This window comes from Roseisalinus antarcticus (genome assembly GCF_900172355.1).
GTDB classification, from domain to species: domain Bacteria; phylum Pseudomonadota; class Alphaproteobacteria; order Rhodobacterales; family Rhodobacteraceae; genus Oceanicola; species Oceanicola antarcticus_A.
Genome location: NZ_FWFZ01000037.1, coordinates 1 through 22,063, shown reverse-complemented (window position 1 = coordinate 22,063; position 22,063 = coordinate 1). Strand labels below are relative to the sequence as shown.

Sequence of the window (22,063 nt, the reverse complement as noted above, 5' to 3'; positions counted from 1 at the left end):
TCGTTATCTGGGGCGGTGGACATGAGCGGATTGGACCAGGCCGAACGCCAGCAGAAGCACCAGCATCGCCGAGCCGCCGTAGCTGACCAGCGGCAGGGGGACGCCCACGACCGGCGCGAGCCCCATCACCATCGACATGTTCACCGCGAAGTAGAGAAAGAAGGTCATCGCCACGCCCAGCGTCATCAGCGCGGCGAAACGGCTCTGGTTCTGCAGCGCGGAGGCCACGCAGAAGAAGATGATCAGCCCGTAGAGGATCAGCAGGGTCAGCCCGCCGACGAAGCCGAATTCCTCGGCCAGGGTGTTGAAAATGAAGTCGGTGTGCTTCTCGGGCAGGAAATTCAGCCGCGACTGTGTGCCCTGCATGAAGCCCTTGCCCGTCACGCCGCCGGACCCCAGCGCGATCTTGGCCTGGGTGATGTGATAGCCCGCCCCCAGCGGGTCGTTCTCGGGGTCGAGGAAGGTGTCGATCCGGCGGTACTGGTAGTCCTGCAACAATTGCCAGGGGGTGCCGCGGCTTTTGAACACGGCGACGACCGCGCCGACGGCGGCGCCGATGACGGTCGCGAAATAGGCCCAGTGGACCCCGGCGAGGAACATGATCGTGCCGCCCCCCGCCAGCAACAGGATCGAGGTCCCGAGGTCGGGCTGGCGGATCACCAGTGCGGTGGGGATAAAGATGAGCAGGAGCGGCGGCACCAGCCAGAGCGGGCGCGAGGTGCGCCCCATGGGCAGCCAGTCGTAATAGGCGGCCAGCGCCATCACCAACGCGATCTTCATCAACTCGGACGGCTGCAGCTGCATGAAGCCAAGGTCGATCCAGCGCACGGCGCCCTTGCCCTCGGTGCCGAAGAACTCCACCAGGACCAGCAGGAACAGCGAGGCCGCATAGGCGACCCCGGCCATGTTGCGCCAGAACCAGATCGGCACCATCGCGACGCCGATCATCAGGACGATGCCCACGGCATAGCGTTTCATCTGCGGCTCGGCCCAGCGCGAGATGTCGCCGCCGGCCACCGAGGTCAGCATCAGGAAGCCCGCGCAGGCCACCGCGGTCAGCAGCACGATGATCGGCCAGTTCAGGTAGAGCAGCTTGCGCAGCCCCGCGGGGACGTATCTGACCTGGTACTCGAGATAGGACATCAGGCGCGGTCGCTCGTCTCGTTGGCGCGCTCGGCGGCCTGTTGCTCGATCCGATCCTGCTGCTCGCGGATACTGCTGCGCACGTTCGAGGGATAGGCCTCCAGCGGCGGGGTGCCGCCATAGAGCGCCTGGAGCATGATGTCGCGGGCGATCGGCGCGGCCGCCGTCGAGCCGCCGCCGCCGTGTTCCACCACCACCGACACCGCGTACCTGGGGTTGTCGTGGGGGGCGAAGCAGACGAACAGCGCGTGGTCGCGGCGGTCCCAGGGCAAGTCGTCGTTCGAGGTGATGCCGCGGGCGCGTTCCTCGGCCGTGATCCGGCGCACCTGGCTGGTGCCGGTCTTGCTGGCCATGCGCATGGTCTCTTCCTGGATCCGGGTGCGATAGGCAGTGCCGCGATTGTGGTTGGAAACCGCGAACATGGATTCGCGGATCCGGCGCAGGTTGTTCTCGTTCAGCCCGAGGCTCTCGCCCGCGCCCGAGTCCTGCGGGACCCCGTCGATGGACCGCACCAGCCGGGGCGCGATCTTACGCCCGGTCGCGATGCGCGCCGTCATCACCGCCAGCTGCAGCGGAGAAGCCAGCACGTAGCCCTGACCGATGGAGGCGTTGACCGTGTCGCCGATGCGCCAGTCCTCGCCCCGGGTCGAGCGTTTCCAGGCCTTGTCCGGCGCGATCCCTTCCGAGATCGCCGACAGCGGCAGGTCATGGCGCTCGCCCAGGCCCAGCTTGCGGGCCATCTCGGCGATCTTGTCGATGCCCACACGCTGGCCCACGTCGTAGTAATAGACATCGCAGGATTGCTTGAGGCTCTCATGCAGGTTGATGTTGCCGTGCCCGCCCCGGCGCCAGCAGTGGAAGCGGACGTCGGCGACTTCGACAAAGCCGGGGCAATAGACGGTTTCCTCGGTGTCGATCACGCCCGCCTCGAGCGCGGCGAGCGCGGTGACCATCTTGAAGGTCGAGCCCGGGGGATAGGCGTCCTGCACCGTCTTCGAGGCGAGCGGGCGATACTTGTTCTCGTTCAGCCCGGTCCAGTCGGCGACGGAGATCCCGCGCACGAAGAGGTTGGGGTCGAAGGTCGGGGCCGAGGCGATGGCGGCGACATCGCCGTCCTCGAGGTCGATGACCACGGCGCTGGCGCTTTCGCCCTCCAGACGGGCCTGGACATAGGCCTGAAGTCCGGAATCGATGGTCAACTGCACGTCCTGGCCGGCGGTGCCGTCGATCCGGCTGAGTTCGCGCATGACCCGGCCGGCGGCGTTGACCTCGATCCGCATGGTGCCGGCGGAGCCGCGCAGCGTATGCTCCATCCGGGCCTCGACGCCGGTCTTGCCGACCTGAAAGCGGGGAATCTCGCGCAGCAGCGGGTCGTCGTCCTCGGCCAGGTAACCGCGCGACATGTCGTAATCCGAAACCGGCCCGACGTAGCCGACCACATGGGCCATGTCCGCGCCACGTGGATAGAGCCGCGACAGCCCGACCTCGGCCACGATGCCGGGCAGGGCAGGGGTGTTGACGTTGACCCGGGCGATGTCCTCCCAGGGCACGCGCTCGATGATCGGCACGGGGGCGAAGGGCGAGCGGCGGGCCATTTCCTCCTTGGCGTTCTCGATCGCCTCGGGGTCGATCGGGATCAGCCGGGCGAGACGGGCCAGCACGTCATCGACGTCGCCGGCATCCTCGCGGATGATGACGATGCGGTAGTTCTGCTCGTTGATGGCCAGCTTGACGCCGTTGCGGTCGAAGACCAGCCCGCGCTCCGGCGGGATCAGGCGCAGGTTGACGCGGTTCTCCTCGGCCAGAAGGCGGAACTGGTCGGCCTGGTCGACCTGCATCGACTGCATCCGCCAGCCCAGCACCCCCATCAGGCCAAGTTGCACCCCGCCCAGCACCAGCCCGCGCCGGGTGACGACGCGAGAGGATCGGGCGATGTCTTTTTGTGGTCGTTTCATAGGCGGTGTCCCAGGGCGTCGACCTCACCGGGTGCGGGGCGTCGCACACCGAAGAGGCCATAGGATAGACCGGTGACCACCGGATAGGCCAGCACCGTCAGGATCATCTGCATCATCGTAAGGGCCAGTGGCGCCTGGTCGGTCATCGTGATCGCGAGGACAAACCGGTTGCCCAGCGTCACCGCGACCACGGCAAAGGCGATGGTTGCCCATTCCAGCGGGAACGGCACGGCCCGCAGGTCCAGCGACCGGGCCCGCAGCGCCTCGGTCGCGAGGATCACGAGCCCGGTCCACAGCCCGGGCGGGCGGTGGAACAGCAGGTCGGTCAGCAGGAACGCCGCGGCCACCAGAAGGACCGGCACGTAATCGGGCCTGCGCGCGGCCCAGGCGAAGGTCAGCGCCAGCATCAGGTCGGGCGGCACCCAGCCGGGCGGCCGCGTGTCGAGCGGCAGCAGGTGCAGAAAGACCAGCACCAGCACCAGCCCGGCATACATGCCGCGTCCGATCCAGGTCTGGGTCGCGGGAGAGCGCTCAGCCATCGGCGCCCTCCGTGCGGGCAAGGTCGTCGGCGGCGTCCGCCTCGGGCGCGGGGCCGGCCTCGGGCTCGTCGACGCCTGGCGGGGCGAGGGGGGCGATCAAAGCGCCGGTCTCGGTGATCCGCTCGGCGGGCTGGCTGCGCATGACCCGCAGGAACTCCAGCCGTTCGTAGTCGGCCGCGAGACGCACCCGCAGTCGGCGATCCGTGCCGAGCGCGACCTGCCCCACGAGGATGTCGGCCGGAAACACCCCGCCGTCGCCGGAGCTGACGACCCGGTCGCCGGGGCGCACCACGTCGTCGTTCTCCAGAAACAGCAGGGGCGGGTTGATCGTGTTGTCGCCGCCCAGCAGGGCGCGCTGGCCCGAGGGCTGGATCGTCACCGGGATCCGGCTGGAGGTGTCGGTCAGCAGCATGACCCGGCTGGTGTCGCGGCCCACGCCCGAGACCCGGCCCACGAGCCCGATCCCGTCCATCACCGGCCAGCCGTCGAGAATGCCGTCGCGGCTGCCCACGTTCAGCAGCACCGATTGCCGGAACGGAGAGCCGCTGTCGGCCAGCACCACGCCCGTCACCCAGGTCAGCTGCGGGTCGAGCCGCACCTGGTTGAGGTCGCGCAGCTTGGCGTTTTCCTGTTCCAGTTGCAGCGCCGCCTCGCGCCACGCCTTCATCTGCTGCAACTCGCGGCGCAGGTCAGCGTTCTGTTCGGCAAGCCGCTGATAACTCTCGAAATCCTGCATCAGATTGACGAGGCCGGTCACCGGCGCCATGGCCCAGTCGAACGACGGCACGACCCGGTCGATCACCATGGCGCGGAACCGCTCCACCCGCGGCGAGTCGATCCGCCACACGAGGAAGATCGCGAACAGCACAAAGACAAGGAGCCCGATCAGCAAGCGCCTGATCGGACCCACGTAGTCTGTCTGCTGTCGTTCCCTGGCCAAGCCGTCAGGTGCCTCCGCTCACTGATCTGGTCGGGCCGCCGGCCCGGTCGGACCCGGGCGCCCCTAGCTGTCGTAATCGATGACGTGCCGCAGCTGGCGCTCGTATTCTAGGGCCTTGCCGGTGCCCAGGGCCACACAATTCAGTGACTCGTCGGCGACCGAGATCGCAAGCCCCGTCTGCTCCCGCAGGGCCAGATCCAGCTCTCCCAGAAGGGCGCCGCCCCCGGTCAGCATCACGCCGCGGTCGACGATGTCGGCGGCCAGATCGGGCGGGGTCGCCTCGAGCGCGGTCATGACCGCCTCGCAGATCTGCTGGACGGGTTCGGCCAGCGCCTCGGCCACCTGGGCCTGGCTGATCTCGGTTTCCTTGGGCACGCCGTTCAGAAGGTCGCGCCCGCGGATGTGCATGGATTGCCCGCGGCCGTCGTCGGGCATCCGGGCGGTGCCGATAGAGGTTTTGATCCGCTCTGCGGTCGAATCTCCGATCAGCAGGTTGTGCTGGCGTCGCAGGTAGCTGACGATGGCCTCGTCCATGCGGTCGCCGCCGACGCGGACCGACCTGGCATAGACGATATCGCCCAGCGACAGCACAGCGACCTCTGTGGTGCCGCCGCCGATGTCCACGACCATGTTGCCGGTGGGATCGGTTATCGGCATGCCCGCGCCGATCGCCGCCGCGATGGGTTCGGCAATCAGACCCGCGCGCCGGGCGCCCGCGGACAGCACCGAGGTGCGGATCGCGCGTTTCTCGACCGGCGTGGCGCCGTGCGGCACGCAGACGATGATCTTGGGCTTGGAAAAGGTCGAGCGCTTTGTCACCTTGCGGATGAAGTGCTTGATCATCTCCTCGGCGACATCGAAATCGGCGATAACGCCTTCACGCATGGGCCGGATCGCTTCGATAGAGCCGGGCGTGCGACCCAGCATCAGTTTTGCGTCCTCGCCAACGGCGAGAACCTTCTTGACACCGTCCTTGACGTGGTAGGCCACGACTGACGGTTCCGACAGGATAATGCCACGTCCCTTCACGTAAATCAGCGTGTTGGCAGTCCCAAGATCAATTGCCATGTCCGAAGAGAACAAGCCCGAGAGAAAGCCCAGCATCGTCGTACCGCTCCATTGCCCAATCGTCCGCGACTCTCATGATGAGAGGCAGACTTGCGCGCTTATATGGTGTGCGGCAGGGCGGTGAAAGGGGGCCCTTGGGATCGATCAGCGTGTTTTCGCCGCGAACGCGGGATATCCCGGCCGGGCCGGGGCCGGGTCGGGCTTTCCGGACTTGGTCCGCGAGCCCCCGCCGCCTAGCCTGACGTAAGGGAAATGCGCAGGGAGGACCCGCCTTGACGACCATGGACGAAGACGGCAAGGCCTTCCCGGCCGAGCTGGCCGGCGGCACCACGACCGAGGATCTGCGGCGCGAGATCGTGGACGGGCTGGAATACGGCTACGGCCCGATGCTGGTGGCGGTGGCCTTCGCCTTTTTCCTCTTCGGGGCTGATCCTGCGCACGAGGTGATCCTGAGCCTCGCGCTCGAGGCCGCAACGGGCGGTATCGACCTGGAGGAGGCGATCCGGATCACCGCCTCCGTGCTGCTTTTCGCGCTGGTGCCGGTGGCGATCTACGTCAGCTCCACCCGGGCGCTGGACGCGCGGGACAAGCAGGGGCCGCTCGCGGACCGGGTGGACCGTGGCCTGACCTTTCTCGCCTCGCGTCTGCCCCTGCTGGGCGGTCTGGCCGGGGTCCTGACCGTCGCGACCGGGTCCGAGGCGGGCCGGGCCGGCGGTCTGCTCTTCGGGCTGGCCGGGGCCATCGGTGCGGTGCTGTTGCTCTCTTTCCTGCCGGCGGGGCGCAGCCTCGGGGTGGTGCGCCTGCGGGACCTTGTGCTGCGCTATTCGGGCGCCTTCGGGCTGGCCGTCCTCGCCGTGGCGGCGCTGGCCACGGCCGCGCCGGGGGCAAGCTGGCGCCTCGGGCCGGTCGCGGTGGCTGCGGCCTTCGTCATCGTGGCGGCCTTCGCCCTGTCGGAGCTGACCCGGCTTTCGGCGCGGTCGCGGTCGCGATTCCCGCTGATCCTGCTGCTGGTGGCGCTGACCTTCGCGGGCGACGACTGGCGCGTGGGGGCCGGAGTCGGCGGGCTGCTGATCGCGCTTTGCCTTGCGGTCAATGTCCGCCGCAACGGCGGGCTTGCCATGGCCGAGCTGCCGCGCCCGGTCCTGCTCATCGCTCTGCTATTCGTCGCGGCCGGCGGGTTGGCGCGGATCGACACGGGATGCGGCATCGCCTCGGGCTGCAACATCCTGCAAGGCGCCGTCGCCGAGACACCGCCCGGGGGCTCCGGCAACGGCCAGGCGGCGGTTTTCGACTGGGCCGAGACCCGCGACTGGAGCGACCCGGACACGCCCCCCCTGCGGATTCTCGCAGCCCAGGGCGGCGGGCTCTACGCCGCCTACCAGACCGCCTATTACCTCGCCTATCGCTCGGATACCGAGGCGGAATTCGCCGACAGCCTGTTCGCGATCTCGGGCGTGTCGGGCGGATCGGTGGGGGGCGCCGTCTATTGGGCCATCCGCCGAAGCGGGGTCTGCGAGGATCCCGCCGCGCCCCGGGCCGATTGCCACCGGCAGGCGGTTCGCCAGATCCTGCGGCACGACTACCTGTCGCCACCGCTGTCGGCGCTGCTGTTCCGCGATTTCCTCGACACGCTGTTTCCATACACGCCCCTCATCGGCCGGCCGGTCGACCGGGGCGCCGTGCTCGAAACCGCCTTCGCGCGGCGGATCGACACCTGCTGCAGCTTCGAGGGGCCGGACGGCACGCGCAGCGACATCGACGTGCCGGACGGGCTGCTCGGCGTCTCGATGGCCGACAGCCCCGGGGCGGGGCTTCCCCTGCTGTTCCTGAATTCCACCGATGTGCACAGCGGCGAAAGCGTCATCGCCTCGCCGCTGGATGGGCTGGAGCCGAGCCGGGTGCGCAGCCGGGTCCTGCTCGATTCCGGCAACGATCTGACGGTCGGCGAGGCGATGCTGCTCTCCGCCCGGTTTCCGGTCGTCACGCCGCCGGGGCGCTACATCGAGGGCGGCGAGACGAAGCAGGTGGTGGATGGCGGCTACTTCGACAATTCCGGTGTCGAGACGGTGACCGAGCTGCTGCGCGGGACGGAATTCGCCCGTTTTCAAGTCGGCGCGGTGCGCGGGTTGAACAGGTCGATCCCGGTGGAGATCCTGTCCTTCCGGATCCTCGAGGACCCGGGGGCGCGGTCGATCCGGGGCACGGTGACCGCGCCGATCTCGGCCTTTCGCGCGGCCTGGATCGCGCGGCGAGACCTGACGACGGGGCGGTTCTGCACCCGGTTCCGGGTGAATGACGCCTCGCGCTCGGCGATCACCAGTCGCGAGTCGATCGTGCAGGCGGACCGGGTGAACTTCACCGTCAGCTGGCTGCTGACATCCGAGACGTTCAACGACATCGAGGCGCAGATCGAAGCGCCGCGCGAACTTGATGTCGCGCCGATCTGCCCCGCGGCGGGCACGGAACAGACGGTGGGCTTCAGCCTGAAGTAGGGGCGGCCTCGCAACCGGCGCACCGCCGGGACACGGTGCCTGGCGGTGCAAGGTGCCAGATTATTCGCGAATAATCTGGGCCCGGTTGAGCCGTTATTCCCCCGCGTCCTTGTAGGAGACTTCCTTGATATCGGAGCCGGGCGCGGATTTCGTCCGCCGCACGATGAGCCTGTTCAGCGCGTTGACATAGGCCTTCACGCTGGCGACGACCGTATCGGTATCCGATGACATGCCCGTGGCGATGCGGCCGTCCTCTTCAAGCCGGACGCTCACCGTGGCCTGGGCATCCGTGCCCTCGGTCACCGCATGCACCTGGTAGAGCTGCAGCCGGCCCTCATGGGGGAACAGGGACTTCACCGCGTTGAAGGACGCATCGACCGGGCCGTCGCCGGAGGTCGTCACGCTCTGCCCCGTGCCGCCAATCTCCAGGGTCATCTCCGCCTCGGCCGGCCCCGCGGTGCCGCAGACCACGCGCAGCGTCTGCAGGCGGACGTGATCCTCGGCGCCGTCGTTCTGGTGCACCAGCGCGACCAGGTCCTCGTCGTAGACCTCCTTCTTGCGGTCGGCGAGATCCTTGAACCGCACGAACACATCGTTGAGCTGGTTCTCGGCCAGGTCATGGCCCAGGTCGCGGAGCTTGGCGCGCAGCGCCGCGCGCCCGGAGTGCTTGCCCATGACGAGGCTGGTCTCCGACAGGCCCACATCGGCGGGCCGCATGATCTCGAAGGTCTCGGCGTTCTTCAGCATCCCGTCCTGGTGGATGCCGCTCTCGTGGGCGAAGGCGTTCTTGCCGACGATGGCCTTGTTGAACTGCACCGGAAAGCCCGACACCGTCGCGACCCGGCGCGAGATGTTCATGATCCGGGTCGTGTCCACATTGGTCGACCAGGGCATGATGTCGTGCCGCACCTTCAGCGCCATCACAACTTCCTCGAGCGCGGTATTGCCCGCGCGCTCGCCCAGCCCGTTGATCGTGCATTCGATCTGCCGGGCGCCGCCCTCGACCGCGGCGAGGCTGTTGGCCGTCGCCATCCCGAGGTCGTTGTGGCAATGGGTCGCGAAGACGACCTCGTCCGCGCCGGGCACCTCGGCGATCAGGCGCCGGATGAGGTCGGCGGATTCCACCGGCGCGGTATAGCCGACCGTGTCGGGAATATTGACCGTGGTGGCACCCGCCTTGATGGCGATCTCGACCGTGCGGCGCAGAAACTCCCATTCGGTCCGGGTCGCGTCCATCGACGACCATTGCACGTTGTCGCAGAGGTTCCGGGCCCGGGTCACGCTGTCGTGAACCCGCTCGGCCATCTCGTCCATGCTGAGCGCATGCATCGCCCGGTGGGTGGGCGAGGTCCCTATGAAGGTGTGGATCCGGGGCATCCGCGCGTTTTTCACGGCTTCCCAGCAGCGATCGATATCCTTGGGGTTGGCCCGTGCGAGCCCGCAGATCACGGCGTTCCGGCTTTGCCGGGCGATCTCGGAGACGGCCTTGAAATCGCCCTCGGAGGCGATCGGAAAGCCCGCCTCGATGATGTCGACGCCCATCTCGTCGAGCATACTCGCGATCTCGAGCTTTTCGGCATGGGTCATCGTGGCACCGGGGGATTGTTCGCCGTCGCGCAATGTCGTGTCGAAGATCAACACGCGGTTACTGTCTATCATGTCATGAGTCCTTTTGTCCTAAAGCCACCTGGCGCGGGATTACCTCTGAGCGGTCGCGCCTGCGGGCACGCTCAGAGGCGGCTAAGGAGAAGCAGGAGGCCAAGCGCAGCCGCGCGACGGGGCGCGGACGGGGCGATATGGGACTCGAGCATCATGAGGCGCACTATACTCCCCTGATCCGGTTTGGAAAGGGCCGATCCGCGCTCATTTCGCGGACCCTCCCATGTCCGCGATCCGGGCCGCTCTGGAACCGGCGGGGCGGGGCCCTAGGTCTGCCGCCATGGACAAAGCTCTTATCATCGGCGCCTCGGGCGGGATCGGCGCCGCCCTTGTCGGCGAAGCCGAACGGCGGGGGGCGGCCGTCACCGGCCTGTCGCGCAGAGGCGACGGGCTGGACGTGACCGACCCGGCCTCGGTGGACCGGGCGATGAAACGCCTTGACGGCCCGTTCGACACGATCATCATCGCGACGGGGATCCTGGCGCCCGAGGGCGGCGGCCCCGAAAAGGCGCTTGGCGCGATCGAGCCGGCCAGCATGGCGGCGGTCTTCGCGGCGAATGCCATCGGGCCCGCGCTGCTGCTTGGCCATGCCGAACGGCTCTTGCCGCGAGAGGGGCGGTCCGCGGTGGGTGTGCTGTCGGCGCGGGTGGGCTCCATCGGGGACAACAGGATCGGGGGCTGGCATTCCTACCGGGCCTCAAAGGCCGCGGTGAACCAGATCGTCCGGGGGGCGGCCATCGAGATCGGGCGCAAGCGCCCCGAGGCCACGGTCGCGGCGCTTCATCCCGGCACGGTCGAGACCGCCTTTACGGCAAGCTACCCCGGCCACAAGAAGGTCAGCGCCCAGGTCGCGGCGGGCCGGCTGCTCGACGTGCTGGACTCCCTCTCGCCCGCCCAGACGGGCGGCTTTTTCGCCTATGACGGCAGCCCCGTGCCGTGGTGAGCGGCGCGTGATGGCGAAAGGAATGCGATGACGCGGCTGGTCCTGGTTCTGGGCGATCAGCTCTCGCCGAACCTGTCGGCGCTGCGGGAAGGCGACCGCGGCCGGGACGTCGTGGTCATGGCCGAAGTCACCGGAGAGGCGAAGACCCTTCCCCATCACCCCAAGAAGGTCGCCTTTCTCTTCGCGGCGATGCGGAAATTCGCGGCCGGTCTGCGCGAGGACGGCTGGAAGGTCGCCTATGCGACGCTGGACGATCCGGGAAACAGCCAGTCGATTGCCGGAGAGCTGCTGCGCCGCGCCGAGGAGCACGGCGCCGAGGAGGTCCTCGCGACAGAACCCGGCGACTGGCGGCTGATCTCGGATCTCGAGGACCTGCCGATCCCGGTTCACCAGTTCGCCGACGACCGGTTCCTCTGCTCGCACGAGAGGTTCGAGAGCTGGGCCAAGGGGCGCAAGTCCCTGCGGATGGAATATTTCTACCGCGAGATGCGAAAGGCCACCGGGCTGATGATGGACGGCGACAAGCCGGCGGGGGGCAAGTGGAACTACGACCACGACAACCGCAAACCGCCCGACGAGGGCATCGGCGTCGCGGGCCCCCTGCGGTTCGCGCCCGACGCGGTGGTCGAGGAGGTGCTGAGCCTCGTCGAGGCGGAGTTCGACGATCATTTCGGCAACCCCCGGCCGTTCTGGTTCGCGACCGACCGGGAACAGGCGCTCGACCAGCTCGCCCATTGGGTGGCCAAGGGCCTGCCCACCTTCGGCGACTACCAGGACGCCATGGTCGAAGGGGAGCCGTTCCTGTCGCACTCGGTGCTGTCGCTCTACCTCAACGCGGGCCTGCTGGACCCGCGCGAGGTCTGCGCGGCGGTCGAGAAGGCCTGGCGCGACGGCAAGGCCCCGATCAATGCCGCCGAGGGCTTCATCCGGCAGGTCATCGGTTGGCGCGAATACGTCCGCGGCATCTACTTTCTGCAGGGGCCGGACTACGTGTCCCGGAACGAGCTGGACCACCGGCGCGATCTTCCGGAGCTCTTCTGGGGCGGCGAGACCCGGATGAATTGCCTCGGGCAGACCATCGCCCAGACCCGGGACGAGGCCTATGCCCATCACATCCAGCGGCTGATGATCACCGGCAATTTCGCCCTGCTGGCGGGGATCGCGCCGCGGCAGGTCCATGATTGGTATCTCGCGGTCTATGCGGATGCGTTCGACTGGGTGATGGCGGCCAATACCATCGGCATGAGCCAGTTCGCCGACGGCGGCATCGTCGCCTCCAAGCCCTATGTCTCGTCGGGGTCCTACATCGACCGGATGTCGGATTACTGCGCCGGCTGCGCCTATGACGTGAAACAGAAGACGGGGGAGGGGGCCTGCCCGTTCAACCTGCTCTATTGGGATTTTCTGGATCGTCACCGCGACCGGCTGGAGCAGAACCACAGAATGGGCCTGATTTATGGCGCGTGGGACCGGATGGACCCCGGCAAACGTGACACAATCAAGGCAGAATCCGCCGATTGGCTACGTGCCATGGCCGATGGCAAGCCGGTCTGACCGCCGCAAACCCCAACCGTGGTTAACCCGAATGGCCGCGGCGCGGGCCCCGCCGACGCCGCCGACAGGCTGCCGGAATTCACGATATTTCCTTGATTGCACCCAAGATAGCGCCCGCTTCGCCGTGATATTTGCTGCCATGACGACGGACGGCCAGGGACCTGCCCCGGGTCGGAAGAGACTGACGAGGTTGCATCAGTGATGAAGTGTGAAACGTGCCGTGCATCGCAAGGCAAGGGTTCGCCGGAACGACGTGCCCCGGGCGATGGACCGTCGCCAATGGCGATCTCTTGCAAGGCGGAGGTCTGATCCATGGCGGTTTACGAAGACATCCTGTTCTACACGACCGACCCGTCCGGGATCCTGTCCACCACGACGGGGGCGACCTCCGTATGGTCGGGGGCGAGTGCGCCAACCGGCCGTGCGACGATCTTCGACAACGAAAGCGGTATCGAGGGCCGGACGCTGGACGACGATTCCGCCGGCGGCGAAAGTGCGCGGGCCTCGGTCACCACGGGCGGCGCCACCAGCTCCAACGTCACGGTCGATGCCGAGATGGTCTGGACCCTGCGCGACACGGTCACGGGCGACACATTCCAGGTTGTCGAGTTCGATGTCGAGGGGGGCGCGGCCGCGGGCAACTACACACTGTCCGAGATACCGCTGGTCGCGGGCCGCAGCTATGAGACGGTCGGCTACGTCAGCAACGCCGACGCGGCGGCGGGCGATGCGGCCTTCAGCTATGCCGATTACGACCACGACGCCTATGCCGCCTATGCGCCGGCCGCCACGCCCAACACCTCGGGCGTGGTCGACGGCACCGCGGGCGATGACAGGATGGGGGTCGGCTACACCGACGCGCAGTCCGACCGGATCACCAACAACGCCGACACGATCCTGGCGGGGTCGGGCAACGACTCGGTCGCGGCCGGTGGCGGCAGCGACGAGGTCTACGGCGGCGACGGCAACGACTGGCTGTTCGGCGGCACCGGAGGCGACACGCTGGACGGCGGTGCGGGCGACGACGTGCTTGCGGGGGAGGCCGGCGACGATCTGCTGATCGCCGAAGGCGGCGACATCGCCGTGGGCGGCGCGGGCGACGATACCGTGACGGCCTCCGGCGGTGGCAACACGCTCTACGGCGGCTCGGGCCGGGACACGCTGACCTCGGACGCGGGCGCGGACGCCATCGACGGCGGTGGCGACGAAGACAGCATCAGCGCGGGCGGCGGCAATGACACGATCAACGCCGGCACCGGGACCGACAGCGTCGCGGCGGGCGCGGGCGACGACATCGTCATCGGCGGCTCCGGCAACGACATCCTGTCCGGCGACGACGGCAACGACACGATCTACGGCGATGGGCTGGACCAGGGGCGGATCGTGGGCCAGATCGACGGGTTCAACTACTCGGCGGCCAATATCTCTTCCAGCGGCGCCACCGCGGCCGGGACCATCGGCAGCTACGCGGTATACGACAACGTAGGCACCGCCAGCGGCGTGACCGTCCAGGCGCGGGTCACCGTCATCGACGCCTCTGACCCCAACGTGGACGTCACCTTCGCCGATGACCTTCAGCTGAACCAGACCTCGGGCTCCGCCTCGGGGACCGAGGTCGTCTTCCGGTTCGAGTTCTTCGACCAGGACACCGGGGACCGCGTCTCGCTTGGCGGGGACCTCACGTTCCGCGACATCGATTCCGGCGCCGAGAGCGTGTCGGCCAGCACCGCCGACGTCTCCTCCGTCGCGTTGTCCGGCAATCCGCCGACGGACCTGACAGTCACCGACGACGGGCAGTGGATAACGGCGCAGTCCAACAGCACCTCGTCGGTCAACGCGGACGAGGACCACTGGGCGCAATTCGCCCTGACCGGCCAATCCGTCGTCGATTTCTCGGTGACGACCCGGGGCGGCACGACCTTCTACAACTTCGGCAGCCACGAGTTCTCGGTGCCGCCGGTGGTCATCGCCAGCGCCCCCGAGGGGATGGACGATACGATCTACGGCGGTGATGGCGACGACACGATTTACGGCGAGGCGGGGGATGACTATGTCCTCGGCGCCGCGGGCAACGACGTGGTCTACGGCGGGGACGGGGACGACCTGCTCGACGAAGGCGTGGGCGCGGACGATGCCGCCGGCGACGACACCTATTACGGCGGGGACGGGAACGACCAGATCTTTACCGGCAACGACAACGACCTGGGCTATGGAGGCGCGGGGGCGGACATCGTCAGCGGCGAGGCGGGCGACGATACGCTTTACGGCGACGCGGGCGACGACACGCTCTACGGCGGCACCGGGACAGACAGCTTCCGCTTCGAGGACGGCTTCGGAATCGACACCGCGTTCGGTGGCGAGGATCCGGGGGACGCGGACACGCTCGACCTTTCGGCCCTGTCGGGATCGGTCGATGTGGACTTTACCGGCGACGAGGCCGGGACGCTGGCGGATACGAGCGGCGACGGCGTGACCTTCTCGGAGATCGAGCGGCTGGTCCTCACCGATCAGAACGACACGCTGGACGGCCACAACGACGGCCTCGGCCTCAGTGTCGATGCTGGCGCCGGGGACGACACGGTCTATGGCGGCACCGGAAGCGACATCGTGGAGGGCGGCGCGGGCAACGATGTCCTGGGCGAGGACAATGGCGGTAATATCGGCGCCGGCGACGACACCTATTATGGTGGGGACGGCAATGACCTGATTGCAGGCGGCGCCGACGACGACCTTGTTTACGGCGGCGACGGCCGCGACAGCGCCGACGGCGGGGCGGGCGCCGATACGCTCTACGGCGGGGTCGGCAACGACATCCTCTCGGGCGGCAGCGGCGACAACGCGGCGGACCTGATCGACGGCGGGGCGGATGCCGACCGGATCGAGCTTGGCGCGGGTTTCGACGGCGATGTCGTCACGGGCGGCGAGGCGGGGACCGATCTCGACCGGCTGGCCTTCACCGATGAGGGCGCGACGGGCCTGACCGCGATCTTCGACGGCGACGAGCAGGGCCAGGTCACCGATGGCGCGGGCACCGCGCAGTTCTCCGAGATCGAGGAGATCGAAGGCTCAAGCTTCAACGACACGATCGATGCCGGCGCCTCCGGCGTCGACCAGACCCTGGTGGGCAATGCGGGCGACGACGTGGTCTTCGGGGGCGGCGGTGACGACAGCCTCGACGGCGGCGACGGCAACGATACGATCGCCGGTGCCGAGGGCGCCGACAGCGTCGATGCGGGCGCGGGCAACGACACGATCCGCATTGCCCAAGGCGACAGCGTCCTGGGCGGGGACGGGGACGACCTCTTCGTGCTCGAGGACCTGGGCGAGGGCGCGACTGACACGATCACGATCGTGGGTGGCGAAGGCGACGAGAGCACCGGAGACGTCTTGCAGCTTGGCTCGCTGGCCGATCTGTCGACCCTCAGCTACACCGATTCCGACCCGGGCACGGGGCTCTCCGGATCGGTCATGCTGGACGACGGCACGCGGCTGGACTTCTCGGAAATCGAGTCCGTGATCTGTTTCGCCAAGGGCACCCTGATCGCCACGCCGCGCGGCCTGCGCCCGATCGAGGCGCTGGCGGTGGGCGACCTGGTGGTGACGCGGGACCACGGTCTGCGGCCGATCCGCTGGATTTCCGCCAATACCGTCCCGGCGGCGGACAAGTTCGCCCCGGTGCGGCTGCGTGCGGGAACCTTGCCCGGGCAGGATCGGGCGCTGCTGCTGTCACCCCAGCACAGGGTGCTGTTCCACGGCTACCGGGCGGAACTTCTGTTCGGCGAAAGCGAGGTGCTGGTGGCGGCCAGACACCTGGTCGACGGTGTCGCGGTGACCCGTGCGCGGCAGGAGGATGTGACCTATGTCCACATGCTTTTCGACGAGCACGAGATCGTCTATTCCGAAGGTGTGCCGACAGAGAGCTTTCACCCGGGCGACTTCTCGCTCGGCACGATCGGCGCGGCGGCCCGTGAAGAGCTGCTGGAAATCTTTCCCGGACTGCGCAGCAATATCGGCAGCTACGGCGATACCGCGCGACGCTGCCTCAAGCGCCACGAGGCACGGCTCCTGCTGTAGGCGTCGGTTCGAACGGTGCCAGATTATTCGCGAATAATCTTGTTGCGCCCGGGATCGAGGGTCATTCCGCTGAAGGTTCGGGGTCTGGTTCGGTCGCGGCGGCGCTGCCCTCGGGGCTGACGAGGTCGCCGTCCTGCCAGACCCCCGTGGCCTCCTGCCCGGTGGCATAGCGCATGGTGCCGGTGCCCTGCCGGCGGCCGTTGCGGAAAGTGCCCTCGTAGACGTCGCCGTTGAGATACCGTGCGACGCCCTCGCCGCTGATCTCGCCCATCTCCCAGGCGCCATCGTAGACGAACCCGTCCTGCATGGTGATCTTGCCCTGACCGTCCCGCTGCCCGTTCACGAACTCGCCCTCGTAGACCGTGCCGTCGGAATAGGTGGCGACGCCGAACCCGTTGCGCTGACCGTCGGCCCAGGCGCCCTCGTAGGTGTAGCCGTCGGCGTAGGTCATCTTGCCCTGACCGTGGTTGCGGGCGTTCAGGAACGCACCCTCGTAGACCAGGCCGTTGGCATAGGTGGCCACGCCCGTGCCCTCGATCACGCCCTGCACCCACTGGCCCTCGTAGGTCGCGCCGTCGGGGTAGGTGATCCGGCCCGTGGCGCAATGCTCCGCGGTGCGCGGGTCCGTCCCGGCCTCGATCGCCGCCGCGACGGCCTCGGGACAGCGGGTGTCGGCGAGGTCCTCGAAAAACGTGCCCTCGTAGACTGAGCCGTCCGGATAGGTCACCCGGCCGCTGCCTTCGATCCGACCGTCGACCCAATCGCCCACGTAGGTATAGCCGTCGGCCCCGGTAAAGGTGCCCCGCCCGTTGCGGCGATCGTCGGAAAAGCCGCCCTGGTAGACATCGCCGTTGGCATAGGTGACGGTGCCGGTGCCCTCCTTCTTGCCGGCGACCAGGTCGCCTTCGAAGATGTCGCCGCCCGGTTGAACCAGGCGGCCCGTGCCCTCGATCTGGCCATCGACCCAGGTGCCCTCGTAGATCATTCCGTCGGGCATCGTCAGCGTGCCCTCACCCGACCGCTCGCCGCTGGACAGGAAGCCCTCGTAGACGGCGCCATCGGCATAGGTGATCGCGCCGCGACCCTCCTTGACGCCGTTGACCCAGTCGCCGTCGTAGACATAGCCGCCCGGGCTCTCCATCCGGCCGCGACCGTGGTGCATGGCGTTGCGGAACTGGCCCTCGTAGACCACGCCGTTGGCATAGCGCGCGACGCCCTGGCCGACGATGTTCCCGTCCTGCCATTCACCCTCGTAGGTGCCGCCATCGGCGAAGGTGATCGCGCCCAGCCCGTCGGGTTTGCCCGCCAGGAACTCGCCCTCGTAGACCGACCCGTTCGGAAACCGCGCCCTGCCCTGGCCGCGGATCTCGCCCTCGAACCACTGGCCCTCGTATTCATAGCCATTGGGCAGCCGGTAGGTGCCCTGGCCGTGCTGGCGTCCGTTCAGGAAGGTCCCCTCGTAGATGCCGCCATCGTCATACTGCTTGGTTTCGACAGACTGCGCGTCGGCCGCAAACGCCATGGCGGCGAGCACCACGCCGGTCAAGAATGCCTGTTTCATCCGTTCCGCTCTCTCCCCCGGGGATCGTGGCGGTGAGACTAGACCAGCGCCGATGGCCGGGCAACGGGGGATCGGACGGTGTGCGATCACCGGCCCGTGCTTGCCAAATCGCCCGCGTCCTGCTGGACTGGGCGAATGTCCTCAGCCGAGCCCACAGACGCCGACCTCGCCGACCGCTACCGCCCCCGGCTTGCTGCCGAGCGGGCGGAGCTGGAGGCGAGCTCTGCCGCCACCGGCGCCGACCGCCGCCCGGTGGAGCTTGACCAGCAATCGGTGGGCCGGCTGTCGCGGATGGACGCGTTGCAGGGCCAGGCGATGGCCAAGGGAATGGAAGCCCGCCGCGCCGGCCGCCTGCGCGCCATTGCCGCGGCCCTCGCCCGGATCGACGCGGCAGAGTTCGGCTTTTGCGATGAATGCGGCGATTTCATCGGCTTTGCCCGCCTGGACCTCGACCCCTGCGCCGCGCGGTGCACCGGCTGTGCCCGCTAGGCCGCCACGGCCGCGACAGCCACTGGAAATCCCCGCGCGATCGGATATGTGAGGCGGAACCCGAGGGAACACGCCAAATGACCGATCTCGCCCATATCCGCAACTTTTCCATCGTCGCCCATATCGACCACGGAAAATCCACCCTGGCCGACCGGCTGATCCAGCTGACCGGCACCGTGGCCGAACGCGACATGAAGGCGCAGATGCTCGACAGCATGGATATCGAGCGCGAGCGCGGCATCACCATCAAGGCCAACACTGTCCGTATCGAGTACCCGGCCAAGGATGGCCACACCTATATCCTCAACCTGATCGACACCCCTGGCCATGTCGATTTCGGCTACGAGGTCTCGCGATCCATGCAGGCCGTCGAAGGCTCGCTACTGGTGGTGGATGCCACCCAAGGCGTCGAGGCGCAGACGCTCGCCAACGTCTACACCGCGATCGAGGCCGATCACGAGATCGTCCCTGTCCTGAACAAGATCGACCTGCCCGCGTCCGAGCCCGAGCGCGTGATCGAACAGATCGAGGATGTCATCGGCATCGAGGCCCACGACGCCTGCATGATCTCGGCCAAGACCGGCCAGGGCATTCCCGACGTGCTCGAGGCGATCGTCACCCGCCTGCCGCCCCCCAAGGAGGGGGATGCGACCAAGCCCCTCAAGGCGATGCTGGTCGACAGCAAGTATGACGCCTATCTCGGGGTCGTGGTGATCGTCCGCGTGATCGACGGCGTGCTGAAAAAGGGCCAGCGGATCAAGATGATGCGCACGGGCGGCACCTATGACATCGACCGCGTGGGCGTCTACGTGCCGGCCATGCGCGAGGTCACCGAACTGGGCCCCGGAGAGATCGGCTACATCACCGCGCAGATCAAGCAGGTCCGCGACACCCGCGTCGGCGACACGATCACCACCGAGAAGAAGGGCTGCGAGGTTGCCCTGCCGGGCTTCAAGCCGTCGATCCCGGTGGTGTTCTGCGGCCTCTTTCCCGTCGACAGCTCCCAGTTCGAGGACCTGCGCGACGCGATCGAGAAACTCGCCCTCAACGACGCGTCGTTTACCTTCGAGATGGAGACCTCGGCCGCGCTGGGCTTCGGCTTTCGCTGCGGGTTTCTGGGGCTGCTGCACCTCGAGGTGATCCAAGACCGGGTGGAGCGTGAATATGACATCGAGCTGATCACCACCGCGCCTTCCGTGGTCTACCACATCCACATGAAGGACGGGACGGACATCGACCTGCACAACCCCGCCGACATGCCCGACCCGACCTATGTCGAGCATATCCAGGAGCCGCGGATCAAGGCGACGATCCTGGTCCCCGACGATTACCTCGGGGACGTCCTCAAGCTCTGCCAGGACCGCCGCGGCATCCAGATGGAGCTGACCTATGCCGGCTCCCGCGCCATGGTGGTCTATGATCTGCCGCTGAACGAGGTGGTCTTCGACTTCTACGACCGGCTGAAATCGGTGACCAAGGGCTATGCCTCCTTCGACTACCAGATGATCGGGTATCGCGAGGACAACCTCGTCAAGATGCAGGTCCTGGTGAACGACGAGCCCGTGGACGCGCTGTCGATGATGGTCCACCGCGACCGGGCCGAGATGCGCGGCCGCGCCATGTGCGAAAAGCTGAAAGACCTGATCCCCCGCCACATGTTCAAGATCCCGATCCAGGCTGCCATCGGCGGCAAGGTCATCGCGCGCGAGACGCTGTCCGCGCTCCGCAAGGACGTGACCGCCAAGTGCTACGGCGGCGACGCCACCCGCAAGCGCAAGCTGCTGGACAAGCAGAAGGCCGGCAAGAAGAAGATGCGCCAGTTCGGCAAGGTGGAGATCCCGCAGGAGGCGTTTATCTCGGCGTTGAAGATGGATGGGTAACTTAGGCCTCTATTAGAGCACGCTGCTTTACGATTTCGACTTTGGGAGAGATAATTAGTCCATCGGTGTAACCTCGGAAGTAGAATTTATACCGATCCTGGATTCTCTCACCCTGTTCAACATTTCCGACAGCGCCAAGTACGTACAGTTGCTTAAGTGCTTCAGCCCAATCGGCATCAGAGAAGCCATCTAGCATTTTCGCCATAGTGGGATCGGCTGAGAACTCATCAAGTGCGGCTAAGAAATCAGAAAAATAGAATCTTTCAGTCAGTCGCCTGAGGACCTTCCCTAGCAATTCAACTTGCTCGCGAGAAAATTCGGAACGTAGCGCCTCGGAGAAATCTCTCCAAAGTTCATCATGAAGAGGCTTTCGAATAATTCTCTGAAAAGTTTCCCTTCTAAATGAGCTGCGATTTTGATCAACGCGCTGCGCTGCGCCAAAGAGAATGGATACATCTCTTGGTCGGTAAGTTGTAAGATCAAGCAGTTCTGCTTGCGTTCCCTTTCGTCCCGGACCGCCTGTTTCATAGAATGGAAACAGTTCATGAATAATGCGTTGCCGCTCCTCATTCGGAAAAAATCTTGAGCCAGGTCTCAAGGAGTAGAAAGATCGGCGTAAGATGATCTCGAACAAGGGATGTATGAATTTGGGGCTATCGCGATCCCAACTGGAGCGTGTCCACGAAACCTCTTCTCCCAAGTCTGAAACAATTTTTGCAGTATCACCACCCAAAATTCGCTCGGATATTTCACGTCGGATCCCGCAGATTAAAAAGATTGGAATACTTCTTTCCCGGAACTTCTCATTCATATCTCTTATGACTCGAACCAGCGAAGTTGCTAATTCGACATCTCTGGAGAATTGGGCCTTGCTTGAATAGACGACTTCGAGCTCATCGATGTATAGATATATTGACTTCTTTGGTTTTCTTGACTCCAAAAGAGCAAAGCCGTCTTCAAAAACCTCCGCCATTGTCTTGAATTGCGGTTGCAAACCACGCGAACTACTTTGGTGTCCCAGACTGTTCACCCACGTACTAAGCATCGTTCCCGCGTCTAGGATGGTGCGGAACGGGGAGCTAGCAGAGCCAGTGGTTGCTCGGCGAATTGCGCTGAGGTATTTTTTCTGGTCATTCGGCTCATTCTCAAACAATACTTTTGCAATAAGAATTTGAAAAAATGCTCGCCAATAGTTGTCGTAGTTTTCGACAGCGTCTAGATCTCGTGTCGGCACCTACTCAGTTCCGGCAGGAATGAAAGATCCAGAGCTCAGGCCCTCTCTTGCGGCATCGGAGAAGTAAACAAACCTAGTATAGCACTTTTTCCTATTGGAGATTTCAAGGTACTTAAGGATTGCTGACTTGCCGCTTCCCTTTATTCCATATATAAAGTATTTCTTGCCCCTATTGAAGTCGTCTAGGTTAATGCCTGCGGGATCAATGAACACCTTCTGAAAAAAAATCTCATCAAAATCTGAGCTTGTCGCAGCGTGTCTAGCGTCCAATGGTCCGAAATCGATCTTGCCAATATTCATAGCCATTCTTTCGATCTGATAGGTACTAGATTATCTCGGTTATCGCCGTAAGCTCAAGCATCCATTGGCATGCAGTGTGCGCATGAATGCGCACACTGCGCACCCGGCGGTGTCAGCAAAGCGTGTTGGTTCGTGCTTTGTTCTGATGTGTCAGTGAGGTATGCTGAGGCTTCCGAAGTTCCAGGAGACCCGCCATGCCCCGCTTCGAACCAGCTGAATTCGGCCGTCTGCT

Annotated in this window: 15 protein-coding genes; 6 read left to right on the top strand and 9 right to left on the bottom strand. The window is 66.0% G+C overall.

From position 1 onward, the window contains the following. Positions 1 to 3: 3 nt before the first annotated feature. The 5 genes from rodA to ROA7023_RS19835 form a co-directional block, all read right to left on the bottom strand. Complete coding sequence (gene rodA / locus ROA7023_RS19855) at positions 4 to 1,143, bottom strand: rod shape-determining protein RodA (RefSeq protein ID WP_085880741.1); 1,140 nt, start codon at positions 1,141 to 1,143, stop codon at positions 4 to 6. After that, entirely contained in the window at positions 1,143 to 3,098 is a 1,956-nt protein-coding gene (gene mrdA / locus ROA7023_RS19850; RefSeq protein WP_085880740.1) for a penicillin-binding protein 2, read from the bottom strand. The genes rodA and mrdA overlap by 1 nt, the downstream gene beginning before the upstream one ends. Next, the gene (locus ROA7023_RS19845; RefSeq protein WP_085880739.1) at positions 3,095 to 3,637 is read right to left on the bottom strand and encodes a rod shape-determining protein MreD; all 543 of its coding nucleotides are present in this window, start codon (positions 3,635 to 3,637) and stop codon (positions 3,095 to 3,097) included. The genes mrdA and ROA7023_RS19845 overlap by 4 nt, the downstream gene beginning before the upstream one ends. Continuing rightward, positions 3,630 to 4,577 carry a rod shape-determining protein MreC gene (gene mreC, locus ROA7023_RS19840; RefSeq protein WP_085880738.1) on the bottom strand — a complete coding sequence of 316 codons (948 nt, stop codon included), beginning with the start codon at positions 4,575 to 4,577 and terminating at the stop codon, positions 3,630 to 3,632. Before mreC ends, ROA7023_RS19845 begins: the two co-directional genes overlap by 8 nt. Before the next feature lie 63 nt (positions 4,578 to 4,640). Next, positions 4,641 to 5,681: a rod shape-determining protein gene (locus tag ROA7023_RS19835; RefSeq protein WP_085880737.1), complete on the bottom strand. Its 1,041-nt coding sequence runs from the start codon at positions 5,679 to 5,681 to the stop codon at positions 4,641 to 4,643. A gap of 236 nt (positions 5,682 to 5,917) precedes the next feature. On the opposite strand from ROA7023_RS19835, the gene ROA7023_RS19830 reads away from it, so the two are divergent. Then, positions 5,918 to 8,137, top strand: a complete 2,220-nt coding sequence (locus ROA7023_RS19830) for a patatin-like phospholipase family protein (protein ID WP_143535677.1) — start codon at positions 5,918 to 5,920, stop codon at positions 8,135 to 8,137. Positions 8,138 to 8,230: 93 nt separating this feature from the next. Here the strand turns inward: ROA7023_RS19830 and ROA7023_RS19825 are convergent, their stop codons facing one another. Further along, the gene (locus ROA7023_RS19825) at positions 8,231 to 9,796 is read right to left on the bottom strand and encodes a 2-isopropylmalate synthase (protein ID WP_085880735.1); all 1,566 of its coding nucleotides are present in this window, start codon (positions 9,794 to 9,796) and stop codon (positions 8,231 to 8,233) included. A gap of 280 nt (positions 9,797 to 10,076) precedes the next feature. Here ROA7023_RS19825 and ROA7023_RS19820 point away from each other — a divergent pair, with 280 nt between their 5' ends. The 3 genes from ROA7023_RS19820 to ROA7023_RS19810 all read left to right on the top strand — a co-directional run bounded on the left by ROA7023_RS19820 (position 10,077) and on the right by ROA7023_RS19810 (position 16,367). Continuing rightward, on the top strand, positions 10,077 to 10,739 hold the full coding sequence (locus ROA7023_RS19820; RefSeq protein WP_085880734.1) for an SDR family oxidoreductase: 663 nt from the start codon (positions 10,077 to 10,079) through the stop codon (positions 10,737 to 10,739). Between the two features lie 27 nt (positions 10,740 to 10,766). Continuing rightward, positions 10,767 to 12,293 carry a cryptochrome/photolyase family protein gene (locus tag ROA7023_RS19815; RefSeq protein WP_085880733.1) on the top strand — a complete coding sequence of 509 codons (1,527 nt, stop codon included), beginning with the start codon at positions 10,767 to 10,769 and terminating at the stop codon, positions 12,291 to 12,293. 312 nt (positions 12,294 to 12,605) lie between these two features. After that, positions 12,606 to 16,367: a Hint domain-containing protein gene (locus ROA7023_RS19810; protein WP_085880732.1), complete on the top strand. Its 3,762-nt coding sequence runs from the start codon at positions 12,606 to 12,608 to the stop codon at positions 16,365 to 16,367. Positions 16,368 to 16,428: 61 nt separating this feature from the next. Here the strand turns inward: ROA7023_RS19810 and ROA7023_RS19805 are convergent, their stop codons facing one another. Then, complete coding sequence (locus ROA7023_RS19805; protein ID WP_085880731.1) at positions 16,429 to 17,928, bottom strand: MORN repeat-containing protein; 1,500 nt, start codon at positions 17,926 to 17,928, stop codon at positions 16,429 to 16,431. 135 nt (positions 17,929 to 18,063) lie between these two features. Here ROA7023_RS19805 and ROA7023_RS19800 point away from each other — a divergent pair, with 135 nt between their 5' ends. Together ROA7023_RS19800 and lepA are read left to right on the top strand one after the other, a co-directional pair. Next, positions 18,064 to 18,417 (top strand): TraR/DksA C4-type zinc finger protein, encoded by a 354-nt coding sequence (locus ROA7023_RS19800; protein WP_085880730.1) that lies wholly within the window; start codon positions 18,064 to 18,066, stop codon positions 18,415 to 18,417. Positions 18,418 to 18,494: 77 nt separating this feature from the next. Then, entirely contained in the window at positions 18,495 to 20,297 is a 1,803-nt protein-coding gene (gene lepA, locus ROA7023_RS19795) for a translation elongation factor 4 (RefSeq protein ID WP_085880729.1), read from the top strand. Between the two features lies 1 nt (position 20,298). On the opposite strand, the gene ROA7023_RS24105 is transcribed toward lepA, so the two are convergent. Then, positions 20,299 to 21,531, bottom strand: a complete 1,233-nt coding sequence (locus ROA7023_RS24105; protein WP_143535676.1) for a P-loop ATPase, Sll1717 family — start codon at positions 21,529 to 21,531, stop codon at positions 20,299 to 20,301. Beyond that, entirely contained in the window at positions 21,532 to 21,837 is a 306-nt protein-coding gene (locus ROA7023_RS24100) for a hypothetical protein (protein WP_143535675.1), read from the bottom strand. Between the last annotated feature and the right edge of the window lie 226 nt (positions 21,838 to 22,063).

What these genes read in the sequence shown, in the direction of transcription:
- rodA (WP_085880741.1), bottom strand. Translation starts at nt 1,143, where the DNA reads ATGTCCTATCTCGAGTACCAGGTCAGATACGTCCCCGCGGGGCTGCGC.
- mrdA (WP_085880740.1), bottom strand. Translation starts at nt 3,098, where the DNA reads ATGAAACGACCACAAAAAGACATCGCCCGATCCTCTCGCGTCGTCACC.
- ROA7023_RS19845 (WP_085880739.1), bottom strand. Translation starts at nt 3,637, where the DNA reads ATGGCTGAGCGCTCTCCCGCGACCCAGACCTGGATCGGACGCGGCATG.
- ROA7023_RS19835 (WP_085880737.1), bottom strand. Translation starts at nt 5,681, where the DNA reads ATGCTGGGCTTTCTCTCGGGCTTGTTCTCTTCGGACATGGCAATTGAT.
- ROA7023_RS19825 (WP_085880735.1), bottom strand. Translation starts at nt 9,796, where the DNA reads ATGATAGACAGTAACCGCGTGTTGATCTTCGACACGACATTGCGCGAC.
- ROA7023_RS19820 (WP_085880734.1), top strand. Translation starts at nt 10,077, where the DNA reads ATGGACAAAGCTCTTATCATCGGCGCCTCGGGCGGGATCGGCGCCGCC.
- ROA7023_RS19815 (WP_085880733.1), top strand. Translation starts at nt 10,767, where the DNA reads ATGACGCGGCTGGTCCTGGTTCTGGGCGATCAGCTCTCGCCGAACCTG.
- ROA7023_RS19810 (WP_085880732.1), top strand. Translation starts at nt 12,606, where the DNA reads ATGGCGGTTTACGAAGACATCCTGTTCTACACGACCGACCCGTCCGGG.
- ROA7023_RS19805 (WP_085880731.1), bottom strand. Translation starts at nt 17,928, where the DNA reads ATGAAACAGGCATTCTTGACCGGCGTGGTGCTCGCCGCCATGGCGTTT.
- ROA7023_RS19800 (WP_085880730.1), top strand. Translation starts at nt 18,064, where the DNA reads ATGTCCTCAGCCGAGCCCACAGACGCCGACCTCGCCGACCGCTACCGC.
- lepA (WP_085880729.1), top strand. Translation starts at nt 18,495, where the DNA reads ATGACCGATCTCGCCCATATCCGCAACTTTTCCATCGTCGCCCATATC.
- ROA7023_RS24100 (WP_143535675.1), bottom strand. Translation starts at nt 21,837, where the DNA reads ATGGCTATGAATATTGGCAAGATCGATTTCGGACCATTGGACGCTAGA.